This window comes from Acinetobacter sp. YH12112 (assembly GCF_013418945.1).
Taxonomy (GTDB): Bacteria; Pseudomonadota; Gammaproteobacteria; order Pseudomonadales; family Moraxellaceae; genus Acinetobacter; species Acinetobacter indicus.
Genome location: NZ_VPBA01000003.1, coordinates 95,247 through 113,986 on the forward strand (window position 1 = coordinate 95,247; position 18,740 = coordinate 113,986).

Sequence of the window (18,740 nt, forward strand, 5' to 3'; positions counted from 1 at the left end):
GAGTTATCCCCTGTTATTTACGTTCTTTTGCAAGATCGGCTAATGTTTTCTGACCTGCGTTAAATTGATTTTCGCCACCGTTTGCTTGATGAGTGAACAAGTGTGCAAATGCTGGATTTGCTAACGGCGCTTGTTGCTGCTGACCAGTTGGCGGTTGTTGCTGAATACCTGCAGAGAATTGACGAAGCTGCTTTGCGGTAAATGCGAAAACAGAATCATCCATATTGGTGTATGCAGTTTTATCATCAGCGCTAAATTGTGTTTTAAGCTCAGCTTCCAGTGCAGCAATATCTTCAGCACGCTTTTGCGCTTTGAATTGCTTTAACTCAGCTTGAGCGTTATCGCGCTCGGTTTCTGCTTTCTTCAAAGCTTCTTTGGTTTGCTCTAATTCGGTCACGTCTGTGTCCTCTTTGCTAGATTGTGTTGGGTTATGGCTGGCTGCCACGGCGTTTGTGTTGTCATCTGCACCCAAAGCACAGAAAGACACCTCACGAATGCGACCACCACGAAATACCGTGATTGGTCCTTGGTGAACTTTTCCATTGACTGTGACAGATGCATCAGCCTGAATTTCTTCTACAGATGACGGCTCAATGCGTACTGACATTTGCCACGGAAAACCATCGTCAGAATCCTGAGCAACTTCGGTGCCGAACTCGTTACTCATTAAGTCACCTGAAACGACTAAACCTTGTTGGTGGTTAATGCTGTGTTCATTGATGACACCTGCACGCTGACGTGGTGAGTGATCGAGTAATGCGGGAATACGACCTTTTATCTTCATAGAATCCAAATCAAAAATGATTCGATCCCAATACCAGTGGTCTGTAATCACTTCACCGCTATATGCCACGCCTGTGAATGTGCGCTTTTTCTTGCCTTCCTCGGCTTGATTGACGTTCAGATCGCCAAGCCGAAAACAGTATTTATCCTGTGTTTCCTCTACTGGCATTTTCATGCTCCATAAAAAAACCGCCCCAGAAGGAGCGGTCATATTCATATTTAAATTAGTTCAGCAAAGGCTTGAGTGTATAAATCAGCTTGCCTTTGATCGTTTCAATAGAAACCACCTCAAATGACAGTCCCAGTGGAATTAAAACCCCTTGCCCTGCATTCAGTTTTTCCAGATCAATGCCCAATCCCTTGGCATTCTCAATCTGAATCACAATATCACCTGCAGTTTCAGTCATGAGTAACGGCGCGCTCAATTGAACTGTCTGCCCAACCTGATACGCTGCAACCTGCTGGATAGTTGCACCACCGACCACAGTTGAAGCTGTATTGCTTGCCACAGCTTGAATCGCTGCCATATCACTAGTAAGCCAGCGCTTCAGCACATCGTCTGCCAGTGAAGCTGTGGATGCATTTAAATACGTGGTCAATGCTGAGTCATTACCTTGCACATAATCTAGAAAAGTCCGAATCGCACTTGGCCTGATCTGCGGATCAAGTGGAATCACTGTATCTGCAATCGTATTAAACAGATCTCGAGTTTTGTCATCCATCGGGGCAAACAGACTTGTCAGCTTTTTGGATGCAGTCCACTCGGCTTGAATGACTTGCTTTTGTTCAAGCAAGAATTCTTTATCCAGTGATGAATCAGCAATCTTTTTATCGACCAGTGATTCAAGCTCACCAAATTGCAAAGGATGTGAAGACCAGTCCAATGCTTCAGATACTTCTGGCAGTTTGTCATCTGGTGTGATGCCATATTTCAATGCTTGTTTTTCGGTTAAAGCGATTACGGTGCAGCGGCAGTTATGTGTTATAATTCCATCCGCAGATAATAAACCACTATCACTTTGGAAATCATAAACATGGCCGCTGAAAAAGTCCTCGATAACATTGACCACTGGATCGACTGCTACATGGCTGGCATGAGCATCAGCCAAATATCCAAACAGACCGGAATCGTCAGACACTCCGTGACTAGACAATTCATCAAAAAGGGCGTTGTCTTGAGAACTCGAAGCCAAGCCGAAGCGCTCAAGTGGAAGGTCATCAAACAGACTCCGGGCGGAATTGAGCGTCAATGCTCGGCTGCCTGGGATGCCGCTAGAGACTCCAATAGAGAGTTGGAGCTTGCTGTCCTTAATCTCTATCAATCTCAGAACATCGGCAAGCGTAAAGTTGCTAGTACTCTCAATACTTCCGTTGGCAATGTTGATCGAATTCTTAGAAAGAACAATATTTGGAATAACATTCCCACTTTCAGGCGTGCTGCTGGCTTCAAATCTCTCGAAACAGGTTCCATCATTTCTGATCACGAACATTCGCTGTTTGATGCCTTGACCACCCTTGGAATCAATCTTGATCGACAAACCATCATTCAGGATATCAATGTGGATTTCACCATCAAAGGTGAAAAGATCGCCATCGAACTTGAAAGAAGATGCTTCGCCGACAGCAAGAGCATGACCAACGAACGTCTTGAAAAGATCTTCAGCAGTGGGTACAAACTCATTGTTGTATACCTCCCGCGTCAAACCGTTAGCATTAAGACTTTCGACTGGTCTATCGTAAGCAATCAAATTGTCACCTTGCTTAATGAGCTCAGCCACAACCCAGCCACGACTCGTAAGTATTGGGTGATTAGCCGTGACCCTCAACTTGCGGCCAGACTTGGTGACAAGCTCTACGATCTTCCCGCTGTAAAATCTCTTAATGGCGCCATGTGAGGCACCATCAATTTTTGTATCTGGCAAGAAACAACGAAAGCCCAACGGCGGGTAATGTGTCAGCCAGAACGGATCATCAATCGGCAATACAATCCGATTCAAGGCCAAATGACTTGGACGCACTCGACTATCATTGATCGCCGAGTACATCAGGTAAGGTCGTTTAGCCTTATTCCGTTGCTGTTGTTGCCACCGGCCATGACCATAAGCGCTCTGGATATTGGTACGGAATACATTGTCCAGGTAATGCTTTGGCAAAATGATTTCGGATTCTTCAATCAGCTTCTGAAAATCCTTGAACGTACCACCATCTGCAATGGATTTATTCACTGCCTTGATGACTGTTTCAATCTGCTCAAGGCTCGATAGAAAACTAACCGTAGTTGCCATCTGTCGGGTCTTAAGGTCCATTGAATAGAAATCATCAGGTAGTACGATTTTTTTATTGTGGGCGTATCGCAAGGCCTCAAGAAAGGTAACTGGTTGCATGGCTATTCACCTTTTTGAGCTGCCGCATACCCCAGCACATCAGCCGCATACAAAGCTTGATCCAGATTGGCCGTGAACTGCGTCTGTGTTGCTTCTGGAATCAGCTGCATAAGATTGAACGCTAACGATTCAGGACTATCTGATACACCAATCAATTGTTTAATCTCAGCATCATTTAGCAGCGTTAAATCATCTTGGCCATCCGTCAGTTCTTCAACTTCCTGCTGGGCATCGGATAGCTTGTTTGGCTTGGCTTTGAAGTTAAATGCTTGCTTCGGTACGGCGCTAAACTGGCTGAAGTTGATTTGTGCTTGCTCCATCAAATCACCTTCTTGCAATCCATATTCACGGATGAAGTAGGCGTTTGAGAAATTGGCACCCGCATTTTTCAAGTGGCCATCACGCTCGGCTTGATCTTTATTCAGTGGCTTAGGTTTTTCACCAAGCATCACCTTATACTCGCCCCAACCATTTAAGCTACACAAAGCATCAACCACAGCCTGCAATGTCGGCGTCACTAAGCGAATATCAGACTTTAACTTGTCCATTCGGACGTTATCATGCACCTGACCTAATGCTCTGCTGCCTACACCATCTGTTCCGCTTGTGAGCGTCTGCCCTAGCACAACCTTTTGAATCTGACGAATCAATTGATTGTTAAATGATTCAAATGCTGCACCTGCTGTGCCACTGGTACCCGATGTTGAAAGAATTGAAACATCATCTTCAGCATCAATTGCCAGCACACTTTGAGCATGGGCATTGAGCAAGGCACGGCTCATATCTTCTGTTTCAGTGTCTTTACACTTGCCAAGTAAAATTGGTGTGCCAAAACGCTCTAAGAATTTCGCCCAAAACTTAAAGCCATTTTGCTTAAAGAAAAACAGCCAATACAGCGTTGCAAGCAATGCTTTGCCGTATGGTTGTTGGTATGTCGCTTTGCGTCTGGTTAAGAAAAACTTAAATACCTGATCAACTTCACTTTCCACACCTGTGCCATCAGGTCGATAGATTAAGCGCCCATCATTCTTTGGCTCGAACCATTCCATCGGCTTTTCGCCAATCCATTGCAGCCCGATATAACCTTCAGGTTTTAGCTCATACACAGCTTCTTGAACTGAATAACCAAACAACAAGCCACTCATGGCACCAGTAGCAATCTCAAAAAACCATTCTTTTAGAATAGCATTTAAGTTTTCTGCCTCTGCCGTATCGCTTGGCTCAATTCGTAACGGCGTTGCTAGTAAAGCATCAACACGCGTTTCTACTGCTTGTGCAATCTCGTCATCATCCAGCAAGACACGCAATTTATGCCGTGCAATACCCGCTTTACGAAGCACCTCGTCTATATCAGGCTGCTTGCCAAAATTAGATAAAAACTGTGTGACTGCTTCTTGAGTGTATAAGTTCCCATAAGACAAAGCCTTTTTTGACGCTTTGTCTTTTTTAGACTTTGCCATGTGTGTTCCTTAGTAAGTTCGACTACCTGCACCTGCAGGTTTTTTAGGTGTTCTAACTTCGCTCAACTCATTGAATGCATCACTACCCGCATCCACTTGGTCATCGTGTCGCCCATTTGGGAAGTTTCGCAATTCTTCAATGAAGGCTTTGTTCCAGTCACCGCGCAGCATTTTCACATTGCCGACGTTGACCTGTGCTGCAAATGGCTGGGCACGTGTGATTTTGTCACCTGATACTGTTTCAGCTTTGACCTTAAAGCCTGCGAGTTTGGTGATAAAGTTTTTAGCTTGCGCCTTACCAGCTTGACCTGGATCCTGTGGCAAACGAACTAAAACAGACTTCCCGTCTAGTTCGGCTGTTTGGGTGATTCGTTTTTCTACGCCATCGGGACCCAGTTGCGCTCTCTGAACATCGACAATGTAAATATACCCATCATTGCCTTTGGCTTCACGTACGCCAGCAGTGTAGTCACCCTCATTTTCAGTAGATGCCAAATCCCATGCACGTACATGGTGGGTCAGATCTGCAGGTAATGCGTCCACAATTTCAATATTGTCAGGCTTAAAAAAACCACCCGCAGGCGGTGATGGCATTTGGCGATATTGCCCCGCAAATACATACGGCGCTGCCAGCTCCATTCTTTCAAGCGTTTCAATGCTGTGTTTCTCAGGCCATAAAGCAGAACCATCAGGTTGAATAGCCGATAAGCATAAATGCTCCCACTCCTCACCGTTTCCACCATCCAGAAGCCATCCGGCCAAGTCTTCTTCATGCAAACGCTGCATAATGACAATGATTGGCGTATCAGGCGAGTTTGTGCGGGATTCAAGCGTATTCTGAAACCATTCAATGACGCCTTTTCGGATTGTGTCAGAACGTGCTTCACTGGCTTTGTGCGGGTCATCAATAATGATTGCACCACCAAATGAATCTCGAAATTTACCAGCACCAAAACCCGTGATGGTACCACCCGTACCTTGCGAGTAGCAGACACCGCCTTTTGCAGTTCGCCAGTCGTCCTTTGCCTTGCTGTCATCCCGCAATTCAAACTCAGGAAATACACGCTTGTATGCTTCTTCTTGCACCAAGTTACGTGTCTGAAATGCGTTGTTTGCTGCAAGTGTGGCTGAGTAGCTGACATGAATAAACTCACTGTCAGGCGCTTTGCCAAAACACCATGCCATGAAATTAATTACAGCCAATTCAGTTTTAGAATACCGTGGTGGAATATTGATAATTAGGCGCTTGATCTCCCCACGGTATACTTTCATCAATGCATCGCAGATTACCCGATGGTGCCAGTTGTGCAGCCACTTGTACTTTTTGCGCTCTTTAAACATATAGCGCGAGAAAAAATACAAATCTTCTTGAGCTTCAACCTGTATCGCCAACTCACGTGCTGGATCAGTATTCATCTAAAACCCGCTCCCTAGCTTTTAGGTAGCTTTCAGTTGATACGTTCTGGCTGATGGTTTCTATCGGTCCACCACCTGCGCCTGTGATTTCTTGTTTATTTGTAAACTGCCCACCGCAGTCTTTTGCAGCCTGCTCCAGAATTTTGAGTGACATCACTACATTTTTGGAGTTGCGCTCTAATTGCTTCTGATACTGCTTTAAGCGGTAATGCTTGTTTGCAATCGGGATATCAATTAAGCCAGCATCAAAATCTGCGCGGGTTTTATTGAATAGCTCGACAAACTTTTTGGAAAGGTTTTTGCCTGCCAGCTTGGTTGGATCGTATGAAGCACACTGCCGACGATCTATTTCTATCTTAAACTCTTGTTTGACCGCATCAGCAACTTCTTGAGGTGTGTCACGGCATGCAAGAGCTTGAACTATAAATATTTTTACAGGCTCTTTTAGCGCTGCCATAACCACCTCTTTGTCATACTACGTCAAACAAAATAGGCAAAAAAAATCACGCCAACTTCAGCAGACACGTACCACATGCATGAGCAATTTTCGCCTTGCCAATTGTCGGGCCATCATTCACTAGATCCACCATCTTTTGTACATCCGGTGATGCACCGTAGCGCTGAACCACGCCATGGAATTCTTCGACGTCATGGCCACGCATTTTAAGCTTTGGCCTACCTGTTGTTGGGCTGATATACATCTCACCCTCATGATCCAACTCATAGCCGATGTGGTAAAGCTCATGCTCCACCAGGGCGCAAAAGTCTGAATCACTGGCGGACTCAGCAAAGCCGGCATCAATGGTGATGATGTATTTCGGGATATAACTAAACCACTGGACCATTTGCAGCTCTTGGCGTTTTCGCTTCCAGCCACCGGCCATGATTGCGACCTGTTCAGCCTGACCTAAGACAATATGCCCACCCTTTTCAAATGGCCGGCTGGCCCACATAAATCCGATCAAATCCCGATTGTAGTAAGACAGGTGAACGTGATCTGGATTGCAGAGTTCACCCTCTTCATCTATGAACGTACTCCAGACCCAATCCTTTAAATCCTCATCCGGCCGGAAGTCATAAGGCACATCGTTATGCATGCTCCAATCGAAATCAAACACGCCTATTTCTTTGGGTGGCATTGGTCTTTTCATAATCTTCAGCCATTAAAAAACCTCCCGGAGGAGGTCTTAATTATTTTCATCTTCGATGGTTTCAGCCCTTACTCCTGTTATTGTTTCAGGCTTTAAGCGATGTTCTGCTAATTCTCTCGCATAAAACTCATAACCTTTTTTAAAATTTAATACGAGAGTTATATCGCTTATTAATTCATATGAAACCAAACCATACTGGTCTTTATTTTCATCAAGGTATTGCTTAAAAATGGCATATTGTTCTGGTGATTTTTCCATGTAGATTCCGTGTTTGTTTTTTTACCTTATAACATGAAATCTATTCTACCCAACACCACTTCAAATCATCCGGCACAGTCAAATGCACATGCAACTGAGTCACAGCAAAGTCATGCACGTAATTCAAATACTCAGTCATCTGCTTAACGCTTAATTTGGTTGTACTGCAAAGTCTTATTACTTGCTCTGCAATCACCCGGTATTCTTCACACTCATTCTGTTTAAGCATTGCAATCGCATTGCAGGTTTCAGCAAACTCCTGATCATCACGACGATAGATATAAATCAGAAAGCGTTTCTTAAACTCGTAATGAAGTGAGTCTTTATCCTGACCAGTCTTTTTCTCTATCTGGCCAAGCCACATCCAATACAAGCGATTCTGTGCAGTGGATCTATCATCCTGCTTCTGATCAATCACCACCCTTAACGGCTTACCCTCATTAATCGCCTGAGTGTAATTGGTATGCATATAGTTAATGGCTTTAGTGATGTCGGCATGTGACTGGATAGGAAACACGGCTTTTTGCATTTCCTATCTCCATCTATCTTTTTGTCATCTTGTTTAGATCGCCAGACCAGTATTCATGTTTGCACTTTTCACAAACCCAAATACTGCGCGTCCAGCCCATTGCTATAATTTGATCACCATGAACTGTTTTGATTTTCTTATAGTCGTGCTTGCATGTTAATCGCTGGTAGAGAGCTACTAACATTCCAATTGGCAGCAATGGAATAATCAAGATGTTCACTATTAATTTTCTTATATCCATCAAAACACCTCTTTATCTTCCATCGCCAACATCCGATCCACTTTCACCAGCCACTGATCAAACATTGCTTCACTTTCTGCTCGATTGCCCATCTTGTACTGATCAAAATCGGAATGGCACACGTAACACAAAGGAACTGTAAACGAATCATTTGCTTTAATCCCTCTACCCTTACCATGCTTTGCTGAATTACTGTGAGCAGCCTGGCTATTGGGATTACCGCACCGAATGCATGGCAGCTTTCTGATTGCTGCGAGTCTTTTGGGGTTGCGCTTCATAGAGATTGATTCTGATGTTTCTTGCCCGCTCTCGATGTCGTTTAAGTTTTGCATCAATATCCACCATCTCTTTAGCAGTCATCATGCTGCGTGACAGGCTGAGTAAAATATCAATCTGGTCGCAATGTTCTTTTAATTCCTTTTGTGCAGATACTATGTCCATGGGTACCACCAATAAGAAAATAAAAACCCCGCCAATATCTAGTATGTGACAGGGCCTTATATGCCGTAATACGTTCGGCAAATGCCACCGAAGTGGCGAGGGTTACTTTCGATTGCTTAAGTCAGATTCACGCTGCTTATCTTTTGCTGCAGTCAACTCCCATGGTAGCGCCACCCATCCCAAACCAGTCTCATTATCAATAAAAATTCGACCTTCTTTTCGCGCCTCAGCAATTTGAAAAAGTGTTAAATCACCAGTTGAGACAATCCGATGACCGTCTACAAACTTTTTCATAAATCCCCAAATACCACCAGACATAACACTCTCCAAAATCATTCAACTTCTTTCAAACAATCCCGACACACATTAATTTCTTCATCATCAATCGTGTAGTCGATCTCAGTCGCACCATGAAATCCAAACAAGCACATTAAAAATCGGAGCATCACAGCACCTCGAATTGATCCCCTTCATACACAAACTGGAAGCCAATACAACGAGCATCGTCAGTTAATGACGGGAACATTGGTGATTTCTCTTTTGAGCAGATAATGGCAATACATTCAGCCTTGCACTTATCTTCACGATCTACAGCAAGAATCTGCTCGTTATCATCTTCATCGGGTAGCGACTCAATGACACATGGGGCCAAATAACCAAACTCGTCAGCAATACCCCAAGCATAATCCCACGCTTTATCACCTGCTTTAGCAATATGCACATCGGCAAACTGGAATTCATTGTTTTGGAATTTGATTGTTTTCATGATGTGCTCAACTATTTTTAGAATCTGAGTGGCGGCATTCAATTTAAACCACTACGATTAAAGGAAGCCGCCATAACGCAAAAAGCCCACATTTCTGTGAGCCTTTACGGTAATTATCAGTCTTTCCTGATTGTCATTTGCTTTTCATGTGGTTAAGTGCGTATACATAACTTCGACCACTTAACACAAAATAGCATATTCGCATTTAAACGCAAGTTATTTAATCATTTTAAGCGAAGTCTTTTGTCATGGCCTGCTAAGTAATAACTCCCTGCAAAAACCATGTTGTTTATCGAGCTTCTTGATAGGCTAAATTCTTTCTCCATCTGGCTTAATGACATCCCTCTCACATTCTTCTCGATGAACAATTGCACTGCGGCCTTTGCCGAAGCACAAACCGAACTAGACTTATTAAAATCAACAATCAACTTCCGCACCTGCTCAGCTTCAAAATCATTAATCTTGCAAATGATCTGGTCTTTACGTGGTGCCACCCCTTTGTTATTTTCAAGAATCAGCCAGTAAATCTGATTTACCCCAAGCGAATCCGGCTCATGTCCTGACTTCATGCGTGAGATCTGGATGTATGCACCATACTGCTTAAGCCAATCTTCAATACTAAAACGATCCCAGTTCATCACTTCTGCCTTAACCATCGCATTCATCCCTATTCCCCTAAACCTTCTCAAATTTTTCTATAAATTCTGTATATGGTCTTGCGTACACCACCCCATCTTTTAGACTTTGATATACCGCAATTTCAGGAAAGTTAGGTTTGCTCGATCCTTTGTTCGCCACCACTATTAATGCGTAGCTATTTCCAGTTTTGATGTGCCTGTAATTCATCCCCATTCCCTCTTAAATCTCTCTGATCTCTAAACCGTGTACTGACTTCATCAAGTGCTTCTTCAAACGGTAAACCGGTAAATTCCGTGTCATCTTGCTTTTGACATCCTCGACAACCAGTTGCCCCTTTTCCCGATAAACAAAATCTGCGACATACTTAATTGCTGGCTTGCGTCTTGGCTCATCTTCAAACTTGACCGACTCAGCCAAAATGAATGCCTTTTGCAGTTCCAGATTCTTGATCTCCCCTGCACGCTCTAACAGTGACAAATCCCGATAACGTCTTGCTTCTTTTTGACTATCGAAGGTGATGCCGTTAAGCACCACCTTCTTGTTGTTGTATTTAGTCATTTCCACGCTCCACATTTGTGAGCACAAACCATGGTCCCAACATCCAAACCATCAACCCAGTGGTGGTGGCACAGCTTTCTCTCAGCCTCAACCTGCTTCTTCTTCTCGATATAACAAGCCTCCATGTTGTTGAGTTGGGCTTTTAGGTTGTCGATGATGGCTTGTTGCTTTTGCTCCCGATTCAACCAAGCCCACCAAGCAAAACTTCTCTCATATTGACCGCCGCCTGCGCGCTGATACTGACCTTCGTCTTCCCACCATTGATCAAATTCATTAGCCCAAATTTCCTGTTGATCTAGTTCGGCTTGTGTGTACGGCTTCACATCTTTAAAATCACTCATATCACCACCTCACCACCACAATCAGCGCAGGTATGGGTTTCGCCATGAAAGAAGCTAGAGTTCTTCCAATGAGCGCAGTCGCACTTGGGTTTAGGTTTTCTCTCAGCCTCTAAAATCACCGCAGGCGTTTCTTGTTGCATTTGATAGCCAAGCTGATCAATTGGTCCGCGTTCTGGTAAATCTCCTTTACGAACAAACTTTGCTGCAAAACCAGCACCAGCCAAAACCTTGGTGTCCATATCATCAAACCACCACAAGAACATCCCGCAGCAAATTGCATGGGCTAAATGATGCTCTCCAGTTTCAGGGTCTTTCTGTTCACCCTGCCACCATGCGTCTATGTGGCGTTGCATTGCATCGTAATATCGCACCTTAGCGTCAGAAACATGCTTCCAGTTGTCTTCTTGATACTTACTAGCCCCAAACTCCAAAACTCGAATTACGGCATTTAGAGCGCCTTTTGGGAGCAATGACATTCTCGGCTTATTTTTGTCAAACTTTTGACCCTGCTCACTCATTCCAAACTCTCCATTCCCCACGTATCAAATCTTCAAATTCTTTGCTTTCTTCATCTGCTGCTCGGTGCATCGCTTCAAACTGCTCTAGCAGTAATTCCTTTTCTTGCAAGTCAGTCGTTTTATTGATCTGATCTCTCAACTCTGTAAATCCTGTCATGCTGCCAACTCCTGTAAACGATATTTCCTGCGCATTCCGCGATTCACACGCTCTGCCTTAAACTTGTTGTAAGACTGAAAGTCTTTGAACTTCACATCTGCTTTCATGTAGCACATACACTTAAACAGCTTGTAACCCTTATCCAAAAATGGCTTATGCACATCATCAGTTTCTTTCTCCAAACCTTTCCATCTGCGTTTGAATCCATGCTCATCCGTCACTTTTGCATCACTGCCACCAAGCTTGAATTGGTCGTATGTCATGGCAGGCACATCGAACTGCACTGCTGACGTTTGAATGTCTGTTGGGTCGTCCTGGTGGTAGTAATACGAATCCATACCCACGAAAAACGCGGTGTCATCCGTCATTAAATCCCACAAAATTGGCACAACAAGATCACCATCGAAATACTCATACATACCCTCGATAGCCTGTTTTTTTGATGCGCCAGCCGCTTTCAATCTGCTTGATGCTTCGGTCAGTTCAACATCATCAAACGATGACCAAAGCTCATAAGTTTTAGCCAATTCATTTCGATACAGATTGACCAACTTATTCGGGTTATATTTCTTATTGCGCTTTTTCATGCCTGTGCTCCAAACAGCTGCTTGGTTTTGTCTGTAGCCTTGTAGCCACGCGGAATACTCCCATCCCCTTGCAGGTAACCCAATTTTTCAAGCTCAACCAAATACCGCTGCGCTGATCTTTGTTGCAGTCCAGTAATCTCCATACACTCCTGCGTGGACAGGCGATTGGCGCGAGAAGACACAACTCTAAGCAAGGCAATACTGCGCTCAATAACATCCATTCTTGTTCTCATGCCTCAACACCCCACTCCATTTCCGCTTCTTCAATGTCTTTCAAAACCGCTTTAATTCGCGCGTATTCGTGTTTTGTTAGCCTGCTGGTAGCGTTGGGCGTCAAACACGTGAAAACCCTTCTCTTGCTCAATCCTGTGCGCTCCATGATGGCGGCACGTCTTGATCTGCGTGGACTGCCTTTTTTGCACCAATCAATTAACGCGCCAACCTGCATTACACTGGCGTAATTGTCAGCTCCAGCAGTTGAGCGCGGCGGCAATGGTTTAATCTCAGTGCCTTCAAGTTGTTTGATTTCTCCACCTTTGGCCAGAAATTCAGCCAGTTCTGTGTCCAGCTGCTCACGTAAACTGTTCTTCTGTACCACTGCTGTGTAGCTCATGTGAGCCAATAATTCGTTTGTAATGCTCACGCTGCACCCCCTGCTTGCTCTTGAGCCACACTTGCAAAACGACATACGTCTAACTGATCCTGGACCAGCACAATTCCTTTCTTACCGTGACGGTTTTTAGTCACAAGCACCTCAGTCACACCAGTCGGCATCAAGTCCTCTGATTGCAGCTTTGGATGCAATAAAACGATCTGGTCTGCATCCTGTTCAATCTGACCTGATTCTTTAATGTCTGAACTCTTAGGGCGCGAACCTTTGTCTGCATCGCGGTTTAACTGGACCAATGCAATCACTGGGCACTCAAATTCCTTCGCCATTGATTTGAGTTCACGGCTGATGGATGCCACTTCCTGAATGCGGTCTCTTTGGCTTGGATTGCGAAGAAGTTGCAAGTAGTCAATAACGATGCAACCAAGTCCAATCTTCTTAAATCTGCGCTCTGCCTTGCGAACGTAGGTCCGAACTTCGCTTAATGTCGGCTTTTGCTTCGGTTCAATCCAGATTGGCAATTTTGCATAGGCAACTTGAGCGTCAGTGAAGTCCTTCAGCACACCTGACGACATACGAGCGTTATGCAATTCGTCATAAGGGATCAGACTCAAGGCGCTAATCATGCGATTGGCCAAGGTCTCTTTATCCATCTCAGCCGATACAAACAGCACACCCTTGTTTTTGATTGCAGTATCTAGCGCCAGCATTTGAGCCAAAGTAGATTTACCTGAACCTGGTCTACCACCAACAACACACAAATGGCCTTTTTGAACCGTGCCAATGAGGTTGTCCAAAGTAGGAAGGTTGAATCTCACTCCAGCAGGTTTACCCTGTGCCATTGCTTCAGCTTTCTCGATCATCTTCTGCAAAGCACTGTTGATTGAATCCTCAAAGCTTGCGCCTAAGTGGTTTTGATCCTGATTGTCTGATCCGCTAAACAATCCCTCTGCTTCAGCAAAGACATCATCCAGATTCAGGTCATGTGCAATCATGGCAATCTTCTTGCCGATTTCCTCAACCTTGCGATGTGTTTTTAATTTGTTGAGTTCAGACACATAGCTACCCAAGTTATAAAAACTTGATGGTGCTTCTGACATGATCGTCACCAGGTAGTCAGTGGCATCAATCAGTGATTTGCTTTGATTTAGCTTTTGCTCAACCAGTACAGCGTCATAAGGTTTTCCAGCATCTGCCAATTCGGAAATGGCTTTAAAAATCTCTTGATGCTTTGTTGAGAAGAAGCAGTCCTGAGTTAAATCCCCTGCCACAGCTTCATAAGAGTTTTGAACTGTCATCAATGCAGCAAGTACACACTGCTCGATTGCGATGTTATGAATATCAGACATTACCAAGCTCCTTTTACTGTTTTGAGGTTTTGAGGTGCTTCTGGTTGTGCTGATTTAGATTCACCAATCAGTGATTCATAGACAGGCTTCCAGTTATAACGATTTGCAAAACCAATCCATGATTCACTCAAGACAATTCGAGCTGCATCATTTGTACTAATCCCTGCATTGCAACTTTCGTGATAATGCTTAATCAGACCTTCAAGGGTTAAAGGTTTTTTAAGTGCTTTACGGTGTTCATTGAATCTTTGAGCTACATCCTTCTCAAGACCAATTGCAATTAATGCCTCTACAGGTTTCTTTCCTTTTAAGATTTGAGTCAGCTCAGCAGTGCTTCTTCTAATCTCTGTAGTAATCTCTGTAGTAGTCTTTGTATTTGTATCGAGTTCTAAATGGGGAGCCTCTGCATTTATAACTTCATACCCTCCCAAGTTATAACTTGATAGGGTAGTAACTTTAAACAAGACAGGGGTGATTAAATCAATGAATAAAACATTGTTTAATTTAGTGTTATTTACAGTGATAGTTCGGAAGTGCTTCTTGATCACACCAAAGCTTTCAAGGCGATCCAAAGCATCACGAACCTGAATCTTGGTAAGTCCGAATTGATCTGAAAAACTGCCATAAGAGCGCTGCAAAAGGTCTGCTTTAAACTTCTTCTTAATCCCTTTTATTAAACCTGTTTCTTCGTCACGAACTACAGACGGGCGATACCAGTACACGATTTCAGAAAGAATAATGATTGCATTCACATCAGGCTTTCCGTTTGAAAGCTTAAAGGTGCTGAACCAATTAACAGGAATGATGTTCCCTTCAAAGTTGAAGTTACCAATAGCATCAACAGTAGAGTTTCCAGTGCTAAGCATTTTCGACTCCTTGTTTAAATTCTTCGTATTCATCCTGTACTTCTTCAAGTTGCTCAAAAACATCCCAGGCTTGATCTGTATCCAGAATCTTGGCGTGACGTGCTGCGCCTTTCTCAGTCCATAATGTTAGGGAGCGAGCTTTGCTTGAAATTTGCACGTGAATATTGTTCACGCACAAACGAAGCTCGCTTAATTCAGTGCCTTCAACTTTGAAGTAGTGTTTGCCATCAACAAAGCGGCCAGAGTTGTTTGAAAAGTTTTTCCGAATGTTGTCTACATCAGTCCCGTAAAATTCAGCCATTTGCTCAGTGGTCATCACTGGCACGGATTTATACTGAATAAGCGAAGTTTGCTTATCGGCAACTTGGATTGTTTGTGGTAAAATTGGCATGTTCATGTTGGTTAATCTCCTTTTGAACACAAGAGAAAGCCTGATCTAGACCATCAGGCTTTCTTGTTTTTGTGGAACGGCAGACCGAGAGCCGGCTTTACTTCAAAACCCGAAACGACAGCGCCATTCCGAACTTCTAAATAAATCTCACGACCTTTCTTAACTGCCGCACTAATTGCTGTTTGGTGACACCCGATCTTGTCGGCTGCAACCTTTTGACCTTCTTGCTTAACTAGATCACTCAAAAGTAATGTTTCGATTTCCATAAAATAACAATATTAGTTAAACACGCAATAATACTAACATTGTTATTATTACCTTGCAATAACATTGTTATTTGTAGTTTAATAATGTTGTTATTAGGATTGAGAGCAAGTTAGGTTTATATGATGATGTGCATAATGGCTAGAAAACCGCTGTCATTGGCTCGCCAGCAAGATGCTGAACGCTTAAAATCTATTTGGGCAGCCTATAAAGATAATGCGCGTGCTAATGGCAAGAAAGTAACTCAAGATGATGTTTCTGAGGCATGCGGTTGGGCAACGCAAGGCGCTTTTAGTGCATATCTAAATGCTAGGACCCCGCTTAATTTTGATGCCTTGATTAAGTTGTCAAACTTTTTTGATGTTGCGCCTTTTGAGATTAGCCCAGAGCTTGCGTCTAATATTGAGTCTATAGCTTCTGGTGTGACTGATAGGATGGATAATAATGTGCAGGCGGTTGAGTTTGAGGGCTTAAAGCGCATACCAATCCTGACTTATGTTCAAGCCGGAAAGTGGAGAGAAGCTATCCAACTACCAGCCGACGACTACACCTTTGTTTCTGTGGATACCAGTCCGTCATCGTTTGGTGCTTATGTTGTTGGGGATAGTATGCTCCCTGATTTCAAGGAAGGTGATTTAATTATTATTGATACCCAAGTACCACCACAACCAACAGACTATGTAATGGCTGAAAGCGCCGATGGAATAACATTTAAAAAATATCGCTCCAGGGGCGTGAATGAAAATGGCGTTGAGGTTTTTGACCTTGTTCCACTTAACCCTGATTTCCCAACGATTCGATCTGACCGATCAAAGATTGAGATTATCGGCACAGTGGTTGAGCATCGCAGAACGCTAAAAAGACAATCAAGATATAATTAATAACATTATTAAAAATATGACCGCTTAGGCGGTCTTTTTTTGCCTGAAATTGTAAATAAATAAAAAATTACTAACATTGTTATTGAATTAAAATAATAACATTGTTATTATTGACCTCGTAAACAACAAAAAGCCCGACTGGACTGGAAATCAAATCGGGCTTGCATATAGCGAGGTCATTATGAATCAAACCGCATCACACAGTCAAACGCCGAAGTTTGACAAAGTTCAGAGTCAAACGACTCAAATCTTATATCAGCCACCTACTCCGGAAGAAATGAAGCGCAAGTCAAATGCGTTCAGTAACTTCTTTGCATTCCTGGTCCTCTTTGCTCTGTTCTTTGGACTAGCGTGCATGATTATTGTGACTGCTGAGCGTGAGTCAGCTAATCAGGTTGAGGCTGTGGCTAAAGTTTTGGAGGGTGGGAAATGAGCAAGTCGATTAGTGGTAAAGAGGCATTGATTGCGCTGGCGAATGGTGAAGATGTTCAGGCATCTGTAAACGGTTTTGACTGGAAAGACGCGGTTGAATTTGGATTGGTTTATTTTCTGAATGGGGATGCTTATTTCCGCCTAAAACCGCGCACCATCACCATAAATGGAATTGAAGTGCCTGCGCCTTTTGAGCCGGAAGAGGATGAACTGTATTGGTATATAACGGATAGTGAGCGTGGTTACAGCTATGCCAAAAACAGGCATGGCTTTCGTGTTGGTATCGCAGCATGGCGCACAGGAGAAGAAATCGAACAAGTTGTTGCTGCCCTTCGGTGTGTTTTCGGAGGTGAATCATGAACGCAATCGTACGACAATTCCAGCCAGTTGCAACGCTAAATGATTTCCAAGTCTTCGACGGTTACGAAACAAAATACGCGACTGCAAACATTGTACTTGAGCAGACCTTTCCTAACTTTTTCGGCGGCTGCTTAAACAAAATCACACTAAATCTTCGCTTTGACGAGCATGGTTTTGATGTGAAAGAAAACCTGATTGAGTATTTCAATCTGCCGATAAATGCGCACGGTCAGGCTGATTCTGATGACTTTTTGACACAGGAGCAACTTGAACAAGTTCAGCAGATGCCGGTGGTGTCCGGGTTGATTGAGCAGTTTAAAGAGATGGTGGGAGAAGTGGCATGAGTGAACTACAGGTAATTGAGCAAAATGCAATTGCTCAAGCTTATGCAAAGCGTGGCGGCACAGAAGAATTGTTTGATCGAATCGCGCAAGAAGCTCGCTCATTTGTACCAGATGTGACCACTAAAAAAGGTCGTGATGCGATTGGCTCACTTGCTCTGAAGATCAGCAAATCAAAAACACTGATTGAGAAATACGGCAAAGAACTTGTTGCTGAGCAAAAGGCGCAAATCAAGCTAATTGATGATGACCGAATTTCAGTTGTTAAAAAATTTGACGAACTTCGCAATGAAATCTTGGCGCCACGTGATGCTTGGGAGCAGGCTGAAAAAGATCGCGTGGCGAAGCATGAGCATCATATTGCAACTATTCGTATGGCTGCCTCTTTAGCTACTGCTGCTGATAGCGAGTGGACAGCTTTTACCATCAAGGAGGCGATTCAAACGCTTGAAGATAAGGTAATTGATTCTTCTTATGAGGAATATGAAGAACAAGCCAAGCTGGCTAAATTTGAAACACTGGAAACGCTACGCAAGGTATTAGTAGAGCGCGAAAAATACGAAGCCGAACAAGCTGAATTAGAGCGCCTTCGCCAAGCTGAAATTTTGCGTCAACAACAAGAACGTGACGCACAAATTGCCCGTGAAGCTGCTGAAAAAGCTACTCGCGAAGCAGAGGAAAAAGCACGTTTTGAAGCTGAGCGTGTGGAGCGTGAAAAACGTGAAGCGCAGCAGCGTGAAGCTCGATTGAAAGCTGAAAAAGAAGCTGCTGAATTGCGCGCTGTGCAAGCTGCTGAAAATGAACGCAAGCGTATTGAGGCTGAGCAATTTGCACAGGCAGAAGCTGCACGCAAAGCAGAAGAAGCGCGCAAAGCGGATGTTGAGCACAGAAAGCAAATCTGTGGTGAAGCACTTAAAGGCTTAACTGATCTTGGCGTGAGTGCTGATCAGGGCAAAGCTATTCTGAATGCAATCAATAAAGGCTTAGTGCCTCACGTTTCAATCAAATTTTAAGGAA

Annotated in this window: 29 protein-coding genes and 2 pseudogenes; 5 read left to right on the top strand and 26 right to left on the bottom strand. The window is 43.7% G+C overall.

The genetic code is table 11. The features are described from left to right. Positions 1-13: 13 nt before the first annotated feature. The 26 genes and pseudogenes from FTU50_RS01900 to FTU50_RS02020 form a co-directional block, all read right to left on the bottom strand. On the bottom strand, positions 14-952 hold the full coding sequence (locus FTU50_RS01900) for a hypothetical protein (RefSeq protein ID WP_180069354.1): 939 nt from the start codon (positions 950-952) through the stop codon (positions 14-16). A gap of 55 nt (positions 953-1,007) precedes the next feature. Continuing rightward, positions 1,008-1,757: pseudogene (locus tag FTU50_RS01905) on the bottom strand (phage head morphogenesis protein); the annotation flags it as partial. 951 nt (positions 1,758-2,708) lie between these two features. After that, positions 2,709-3,167, bottom strand: a pseudogene (locus tag FTU50_RS01910) (phage minor head protein); the annotation flags it as partial. A 2-nt stretch (positions 3,168-3,169) separates the two neighbouring features. Next, complete coding sequence (locus tag FTU50_RS01915; RefSeq protein ID WP_180069357.1) at positions 3,170-4,627, bottom strand: DUF935 family protein; 1,458 nt, start codon at positions 4,625-4,627, stop codon at positions 3,170-3,172. 9 nt (positions 4,628-4,636) lie between these two features. Further along, positions 4,637-6,043 (bottom strand): phage terminase large subunit, encoded by a 1,407-nt coding sequence (gene terL, locus FTU50_RS01920; RefSeq protein ID WP_180069360.1) that lies wholly within the window; start codon positions 6,041-6,043, stop codon positions 4,637-4,639. After that, positions 6,033-6,500 (bottom strand): DUF2280 domain-containing protein, encoded by a 468-nt coding sequence (locus FTU50_RS01925; protein ID WP_180069363.1) that lies wholly within the window; start codon positions 6,498-6,500, stop codon positions 6,033-6,035. The genes terL and FTU50_RS01925 overlap by 11 nt, the downstream gene beginning before the upstream one ends. A 46-nt stretch (positions 6,501-6,546) precedes the next feature. Continuing rightward, on the bottom strand, positions 6,547-7,194 hold the full coding sequence (locus FTU50_RS01930) for a putative metallopeptidase (protein ID WP_180069366.1): 648 nt from the start codon (positions 7,192-7,194) through the stop codon (positions 6,547-6,549). Positions 7,195-7,230: 36 nt separating this feature from the next. Next, on the bottom strand, positions 7,231-7,452 hold the full coding sequence (locus FTU50_RS01935; protein WP_180069369.1) for a hypothetical protein: 222 nt from the start codon (positions 7,450-7,452) through the stop codon (positions 7,231-7,233). A 40-nt stretch (positions 7,453-7,492) separates the two neighbouring features. Next, positions 7,493-7,981: a recombination protein NinB gene (locus FTU50_RS01940; protein WP_180069372.1), complete on the bottom strand. Its 489-nt coding sequence runs from the start codon at positions 7,979-7,981 to the stop codon at positions 7,493-7,495. A gap of 240 nt (positions 7,982-8,221) precedes the next feature. After that, on the bottom strand, positions 8,222-8,500 hold the full coding sequence (locus FTU50_RS01945) for a DUF968 domain-containing protein (protein ID WP_218951734.1): 279 nt from the start codon (positions 8,498-8,500) through the stop codon (positions 8,222-8,224). After that, positions 8,439-8,663, bottom strand: coding sequence for a hypothetical protein (locus FTU50_RS15345; protein ID WP_218951732.1), 225 nt, complete (start codon positions 8,661-8,663; stop codon positions 8,439-8,441). Before FTU50_RS15345 ends, FTU50_RS01945 begins: the two co-directional genes overlap by 62 nt. A gap of 102 nt (positions 8,664-8,765) precedes the next feature. After that, the gene (locus tag FTU50_RS01950; protein WP_180069377.1) at positions 8,766-8,981 is read right to left on the bottom strand and encodes a hypothetical protein; all 216 of its coding nucleotides are present in this window, start codon (positions 8,979-8,981) and stop codon (positions 8,766-8,768) included. Positions 8,982-9,108: 127 nt separating this feature from the next. Then, positions 9,109-9,429, bottom strand: a complete 321-nt coding sequence (locus FTU50_RS01955) for a hypothetical protein (protein WP_180069380.1) — start codon at positions 9,427-9,429, stop codon at positions 9,109-9,111. A 224-nt stretch (positions 9,430-9,653) separates the two neighbouring features. Next, positions 9,654-10,094: a hypothetical protein gene (locus FTU50_RS01960; protein ID WP_180069383.1), complete on the bottom strand. Its 441-nt coding sequence runs from the start codon at positions 10,092-10,094 to the stop codon at positions 9,654-9,656. A gap of 10 nt (positions 10,095-10,104) precedes the next feature. Then, positions 10,105-10,281: a DUF1653 domain-containing protein gene (locus FTU50_RS15695; RefSeq protein ID WP_373685463.1), complete on the bottom strand. Its 177-nt coding sequence runs from the start codon at positions 10,279-10,281 to the stop codon at positions 10,105-10,107. Positions 10,282-10,287: 6 nt separating this feature from the next. Further along, positions 10,288-10,626: a DUF1064 domain-containing protein gene (locus FTU50_RS01970; RefSeq protein ID WP_180069389.1), complete on the bottom strand. Its 339-nt coding sequence runs from the start codon at positions 10,624-10,626 to the stop codon at positions 10,288-10,290. Continuing rightward, entirely contained in the window at positions 10,623-10,967 is a 345-nt protein-coding gene (locus tag FTU50_RS01975) for a hypothetical protein (RefSeq protein ID WP_180069294.1), read from the bottom strand. The genes FTU50_RS01970 and FTU50_RS01975 overlap by 4 nt, the downstream gene beginning before the upstream one ends. Beyond that, positions 10,964-11,485: a dATP/dGTP diphosphohydrolase domain-containing protein gene (locus FTU50_RS15655; protein ID WP_180069392.1), complete on the bottom strand. Its 522-nt coding sequence runs from the start codon at positions 11,483-11,485 to the stop codon at positions 10,964-10,966. Before FTU50_RS15655 ends, FTU50_RS01975 begins: the two co-directional genes overlap by 4 nt. Beyond that, positions 11,478-11,642, bottom strand: a complete 165-nt coding sequence (locus FTU50_RS01985) for a hypothetical protein (protein ID WP_180069395.1) — start codon at positions 11,640-11,642, stop codon at positions 11,478-11,480. Before FTU50_RS01985 ends, FTU50_RS15655 begins: the two co-directional genes overlap by 8 nt. Continuing rightward, positions 11,639-12,229: a hypothetical protein gene (locus FTU50_RS01990; RefSeq protein WP_180069399.1), complete on the bottom strand. Its 591-nt coding sequence runs from the start codon at positions 12,227-12,229 to the stop codon at positions 11,639-11,641. The genes FTU50_RS01985 and FTU50_RS01990 overlap by 4 nt, the downstream gene beginning before the upstream one ends. Continuing rightward, positions 12,226-12,450 carry a helix-turn-helix domain-containing protein gene (locus FTU50_RS01995; RefSeq protein ID WP_180069401.1) on the bottom strand — a complete coding sequence of 75 codons (225 nt, stop codon included), beginning with the start codon at positions 12,448-12,450 and terminating at the stop codon, positions 12,226-12,228. Before FTU50_RS01995 ends, FTU50_RS01990 begins: the two co-directional genes overlap by 4 nt. A gap of 8 nt (positions 12,451-12,458) precedes the next feature. Next, positions 12,459-12,872, bottom strand: a complete 414-nt coding sequence (locus tag FTU50_RS02000; RefSeq protein ID WP_180069404.1) for a hypothetical protein — start codon at positions 12,870-12,872, stop codon at positions 12,459-12,461. Next, positions 12,869-14,188 (bottom strand): DnaB-like helicase C-terminal domain-containing protein, encoded by a 1,320-nt coding sequence (locus tag FTU50_RS02005; RefSeq protein ID WP_180069407.1) that lies wholly within the window; start codon positions 14,186-14,188, stop codon positions 12,869-12,871. The genes FTU50_RS02000 and FTU50_RS02005 overlap by 4 nt, the downstream gene beginning before the upstream one ends. After that, positions 14,188-15,054 carry an Lrp/AsnC family transcriptional regulator gene (locus FTU50_RS02010; protein ID WP_180069410.1) on the bottom strand — a complete coding sequence of 289 codons (867 nt, stop codon included), beginning with the start codon at positions 15,052-15,054 and terminating at the stop codon, positions 14,188-14,190. The genes FTU50_RS02005 and FTU50_RS02010 overlap by 1 nt, the downstream gene beginning before the upstream one ends. Further along, positions 15,047-15,451, bottom strand: coding sequence for an ORF6N domain-containing protein (locus FTU50_RS02015; RefSeq protein ID WP_257223451.1), 405 nt, complete (start codon positions 15,449-15,451; stop codon positions 15,047-15,049). The genes FTU50_RS02010 and FTU50_RS02015 overlap by 8 nt, the downstream gene beginning before the upstream one ends. Positions 15,452-15,498: 47 nt before the next feature. Beyond that, the gene (locus FTU50_RS02020) at positions 15,499-15,711 is read right to left on the bottom strand and encodes a Cro/CI family transcriptional regulator (protein WP_180031706.1); all 213 of its coding nucleotides are present in this window, start codon (positions 15,709-15,711) and stop codon (positions 15,499-15,501) included. Positions 15,712-15,846: 135 nt separating this feature from the next. On the opposite strand from FTU50_RS02020, the gene FTU50_RS15350 reads away from it, so the two are divergent. The 5 genes from FTU50_RS15350 to FTU50_RS02045 all read left to right on the top strand — a co-directional run bounded on the left by FTU50_RS15350 (position 15,847) and on the right by FTU50_RS02045 (position 18,736). Next, positions 15,847-16,590 carry a LexA family transcriptional regulator gene (locus FTU50_RS15350; protein ID WP_218951733.1) on the top strand — a complete coding sequence of 248 codons (744 nt, stop codon included), beginning with the start codon at positions 15,847-15,849 and terminating at the stop codon, positions 16,588-16,590. Positions 16,591-16,771: 181 nt separating this feature from the next. After that, positions 16,772-17,023, top strand: a complete 252-nt coding sequence (locus tag FTU50_RS02030) for a hypothetical protein (protein ID WP_180069413.1) — start codon at positions 16,772-16,774, stop codon at positions 17,021-17,023. Then, positions 17,020-17,382, top strand: a complete 363-nt coding sequence (locus tag FTU50_RS02035) for a hypothetical protein (protein WP_180069417.1) — start codon at positions 17,020-17,022, stop codon at positions 17,380-17,382. Before FTU50_RS02030 ends, FTU50_RS02035 begins: the two co-directional genes overlap by 4 nt. After that, positions 17,379-17,726: a hypothetical protein gene (locus tag FTU50_RS02040; protein WP_180069420.1), complete on the top strand. Its 348-nt coding sequence runs from the start codon at positions 17,379-17,381 to the stop codon at positions 17,724-17,726. Before FTU50_RS02035 ends, FTU50_RS02040 begins: the two co-directional genes overlap by 4 nt. Beyond that, the gene (locus tag FTU50_RS02045; RefSeq protein ID WP_180069423.1) at positions 17,723-18,736 is read left to right on the top strand and encodes a hypothetical protein; all 1,014 of its coding nucleotides are present in this window, start codon (positions 17,723-17,725) and stop codon (positions 18,734-18,736) included. The genes FTU50_RS02040 and FTU50_RS02045 overlap by 4 nt, the downstream gene beginning before the upstream one ends. The last annotated feature ends 4 nt before the right edge of the window (positions 18,737-18,740 follow it).

Bases quoted from the DNA above. Each gene is read 5' to 3' on its own strand.
- FTU50_RS01900 (WP_180069354.1), bottom strand. From the start codon at position 952: ATGCCAGTAGAGGAAACACAGGATAAATACTGTTTTCGGCTTGGCGAT.
- FTU50_RS01915 (WP_180069357.1), bottom strand. From the start codon at position 4,627: ATGGCAAAGTCTAAAAAAGACAAAGCGTCAAAAAAGGCTTTGTCTTAT.
- terL (WP_180069360.1), bottom strand. From the start codon at position 6,043: ATGAATACTGATCCAGCACGTGAGTTGGCGATACAGGTTGAAGCTCAA.
- FTU50_RS01925 (WP_180069363.1), bottom strand. From the start codon at position 6,500: ATGGCAGCGCTAAAAGAGCCTGTAAAAATATTTATAGTTCAAGCTCTT.
- FTU50_RS01930 (WP_180069366.1), bottom strand. From the start codon at position 7,194: ATGAAAAGACCAATGCCACCCAAAGAAATAGGCGTGTTTGATTTCGAT.
- FTU50_RS01935 (WP_180069369.1), bottom strand. From the start codon at position 7,452: ATGGAAAAATCACCAGAACAATATGCCATTTTTAAGCAATACCTTGAT.
- FTU50_RS01940 (WP_180069372.1), bottom strand. From the start codon at position 7,981: ATGCAAAAAGCCGTGTTTCCTATCCAGTCACATGCCGACATCACTAAA.
- FTU50_RS01945 (WP_218951734.1), bottom strand. From the start codon at position 8,500: ATGAAGCGCAACCCCAAAAGACTCGCAGCAATCAGAAAGCTGCCATGC.
- FTU50_RS15345 (WP_218951732.1), bottom strand. From the start codon at position 8,663: ATGGACATAGTATCTGCACAAAAGGAATTAAAAGAACATTGCGACCAG.
- FTU50_RS01950 (WP_180069377.1), bottom strand. From the start codon at position 8,981: ATGTCTGGTGGTATTTGGGGATTTATGAAAAAGTTTGTAGACGGTCAT.
- FTU50_RS01955 (WP_180069380.1), bottom strand. From the start codon at position 9,429: ATGAAAACAATCAAATTCCAAAACAATGAATTCCAGTTTGCCGATGTG.
- FTU50_RS01960 (WP_180069383.1), bottom strand. From the start codon at position 10,094: ATGAATGCGATGGTTAAGGCAGAAGTGATGAACTGGGATCGTTTTAGT.
- FTU50_RS15695 (WP_373685463.1), bottom strand. From the start codon at position 10,281: ATGGGGATGAATTACAGGCACATCAAAACTGGAAATAGCTACGCATTA.
- FTU50_RS01970 (WP_180069389.1), bottom strand. From the start codon at position 10,626: ATGACTAAATACAACAACAAGAAGGTGGTGCTTAACGGCATCACCTTC.
- FTU50_RS01975 (WP_180069294.1), bottom strand. From the start codon at position 10,967: ATGAGTGATTTTAAAGATGTGAAGCCGTACACACAAGCCGAACTAGAT.
- FTU50_RS15655 (WP_180069392.1), bottom strand. From the start codon at position 11,485: ATGAGTGAGCAGGGTCAAAAGTTTGACAAAAATAAGCCGAGAATGTCA.
- FTU50_RS01985 (WP_180069395.1), bottom strand. From the start codon at position 11,642: ATGACAGGATTTACAGAGTTGAGAGATCAGATCAATAAAACGACTGAC.
- FTU50_RS01990 (WP_180069399.1), bottom strand. From the start codon at position 12,229: ATGAAAAAGCGCAATAAGAAATATAACCCGAATAAGTTGGTCAATCTG.
- FTU50_RS01995 (WP_180069401.1), bottom strand. From the start codon at position 12,450: ATGGATGTTATTGAGCGCAGTATTGCCTTGCTTAGAGTTGTGTCTTCT.
- FTU50_RS02005 (WP_180069407.1), bottom strand. From the start codon at position 14,188: ATGTCTGATATTCATAACATCGCAATCGAGCAGTGTGTACTTGCTGCA.
- FTU50_RS02010 (WP_180069410.1), bottom strand. From the start codon at position 15,054: ATGCTTAGCACTGGAAACTCTACTGTTGATGCTATTGGTAACTTCAAC.
- FTU50_RS02015 (WP_257223451.1), bottom strand. From the start codon at position 15,451: ATGAACATGCCAATTTTACCACAAACAATCCAAGTTGCCGATAAGCAA.
- FTU50_RS02020 (WP_180031706.1), bottom strand. From the start codon at position 15,711: ATGGAAATCGAAACATTACTTTTGAGTGATCTAGTTAAGCAAGAAGGT.
- FTU50_RS15350 (WP_218951733.1), top strand. From the start codon at position 15,847: ATGGCTAGAAAACCGCTGTCATTGGCTCGCCAGCAAGATGCTGAACGC.
- FTU50_RS02030 (WP_180069413.1), top strand. From the start codon at position 16,772: ATGAATCAAACCGCATCACACAGTCAAACGCCGAAGTTTGACAAAGTT.
- FTU50_RS02035 (WP_180069417.1), top strand. From the start codon at position 17,020: ATGAGCAAGTCGATTAGTGGTAAAGAGGCATTGATTGCGCTGGCGAAT.
- FTU50_RS02040 (WP_180069420.1), top strand. From the start codon at position 17,379: ATGAACGCAATCGTACGACAATTCCAGCCAGTTGCAACGCTAAATGAT.
- FTU50_RS02045 (WP_180069423.1), top strand. From the start codon at position 17,723: ATGAGTGAACTACAGGTAATTGAGCAAAATGCAATTGCTCAAGCTTAT.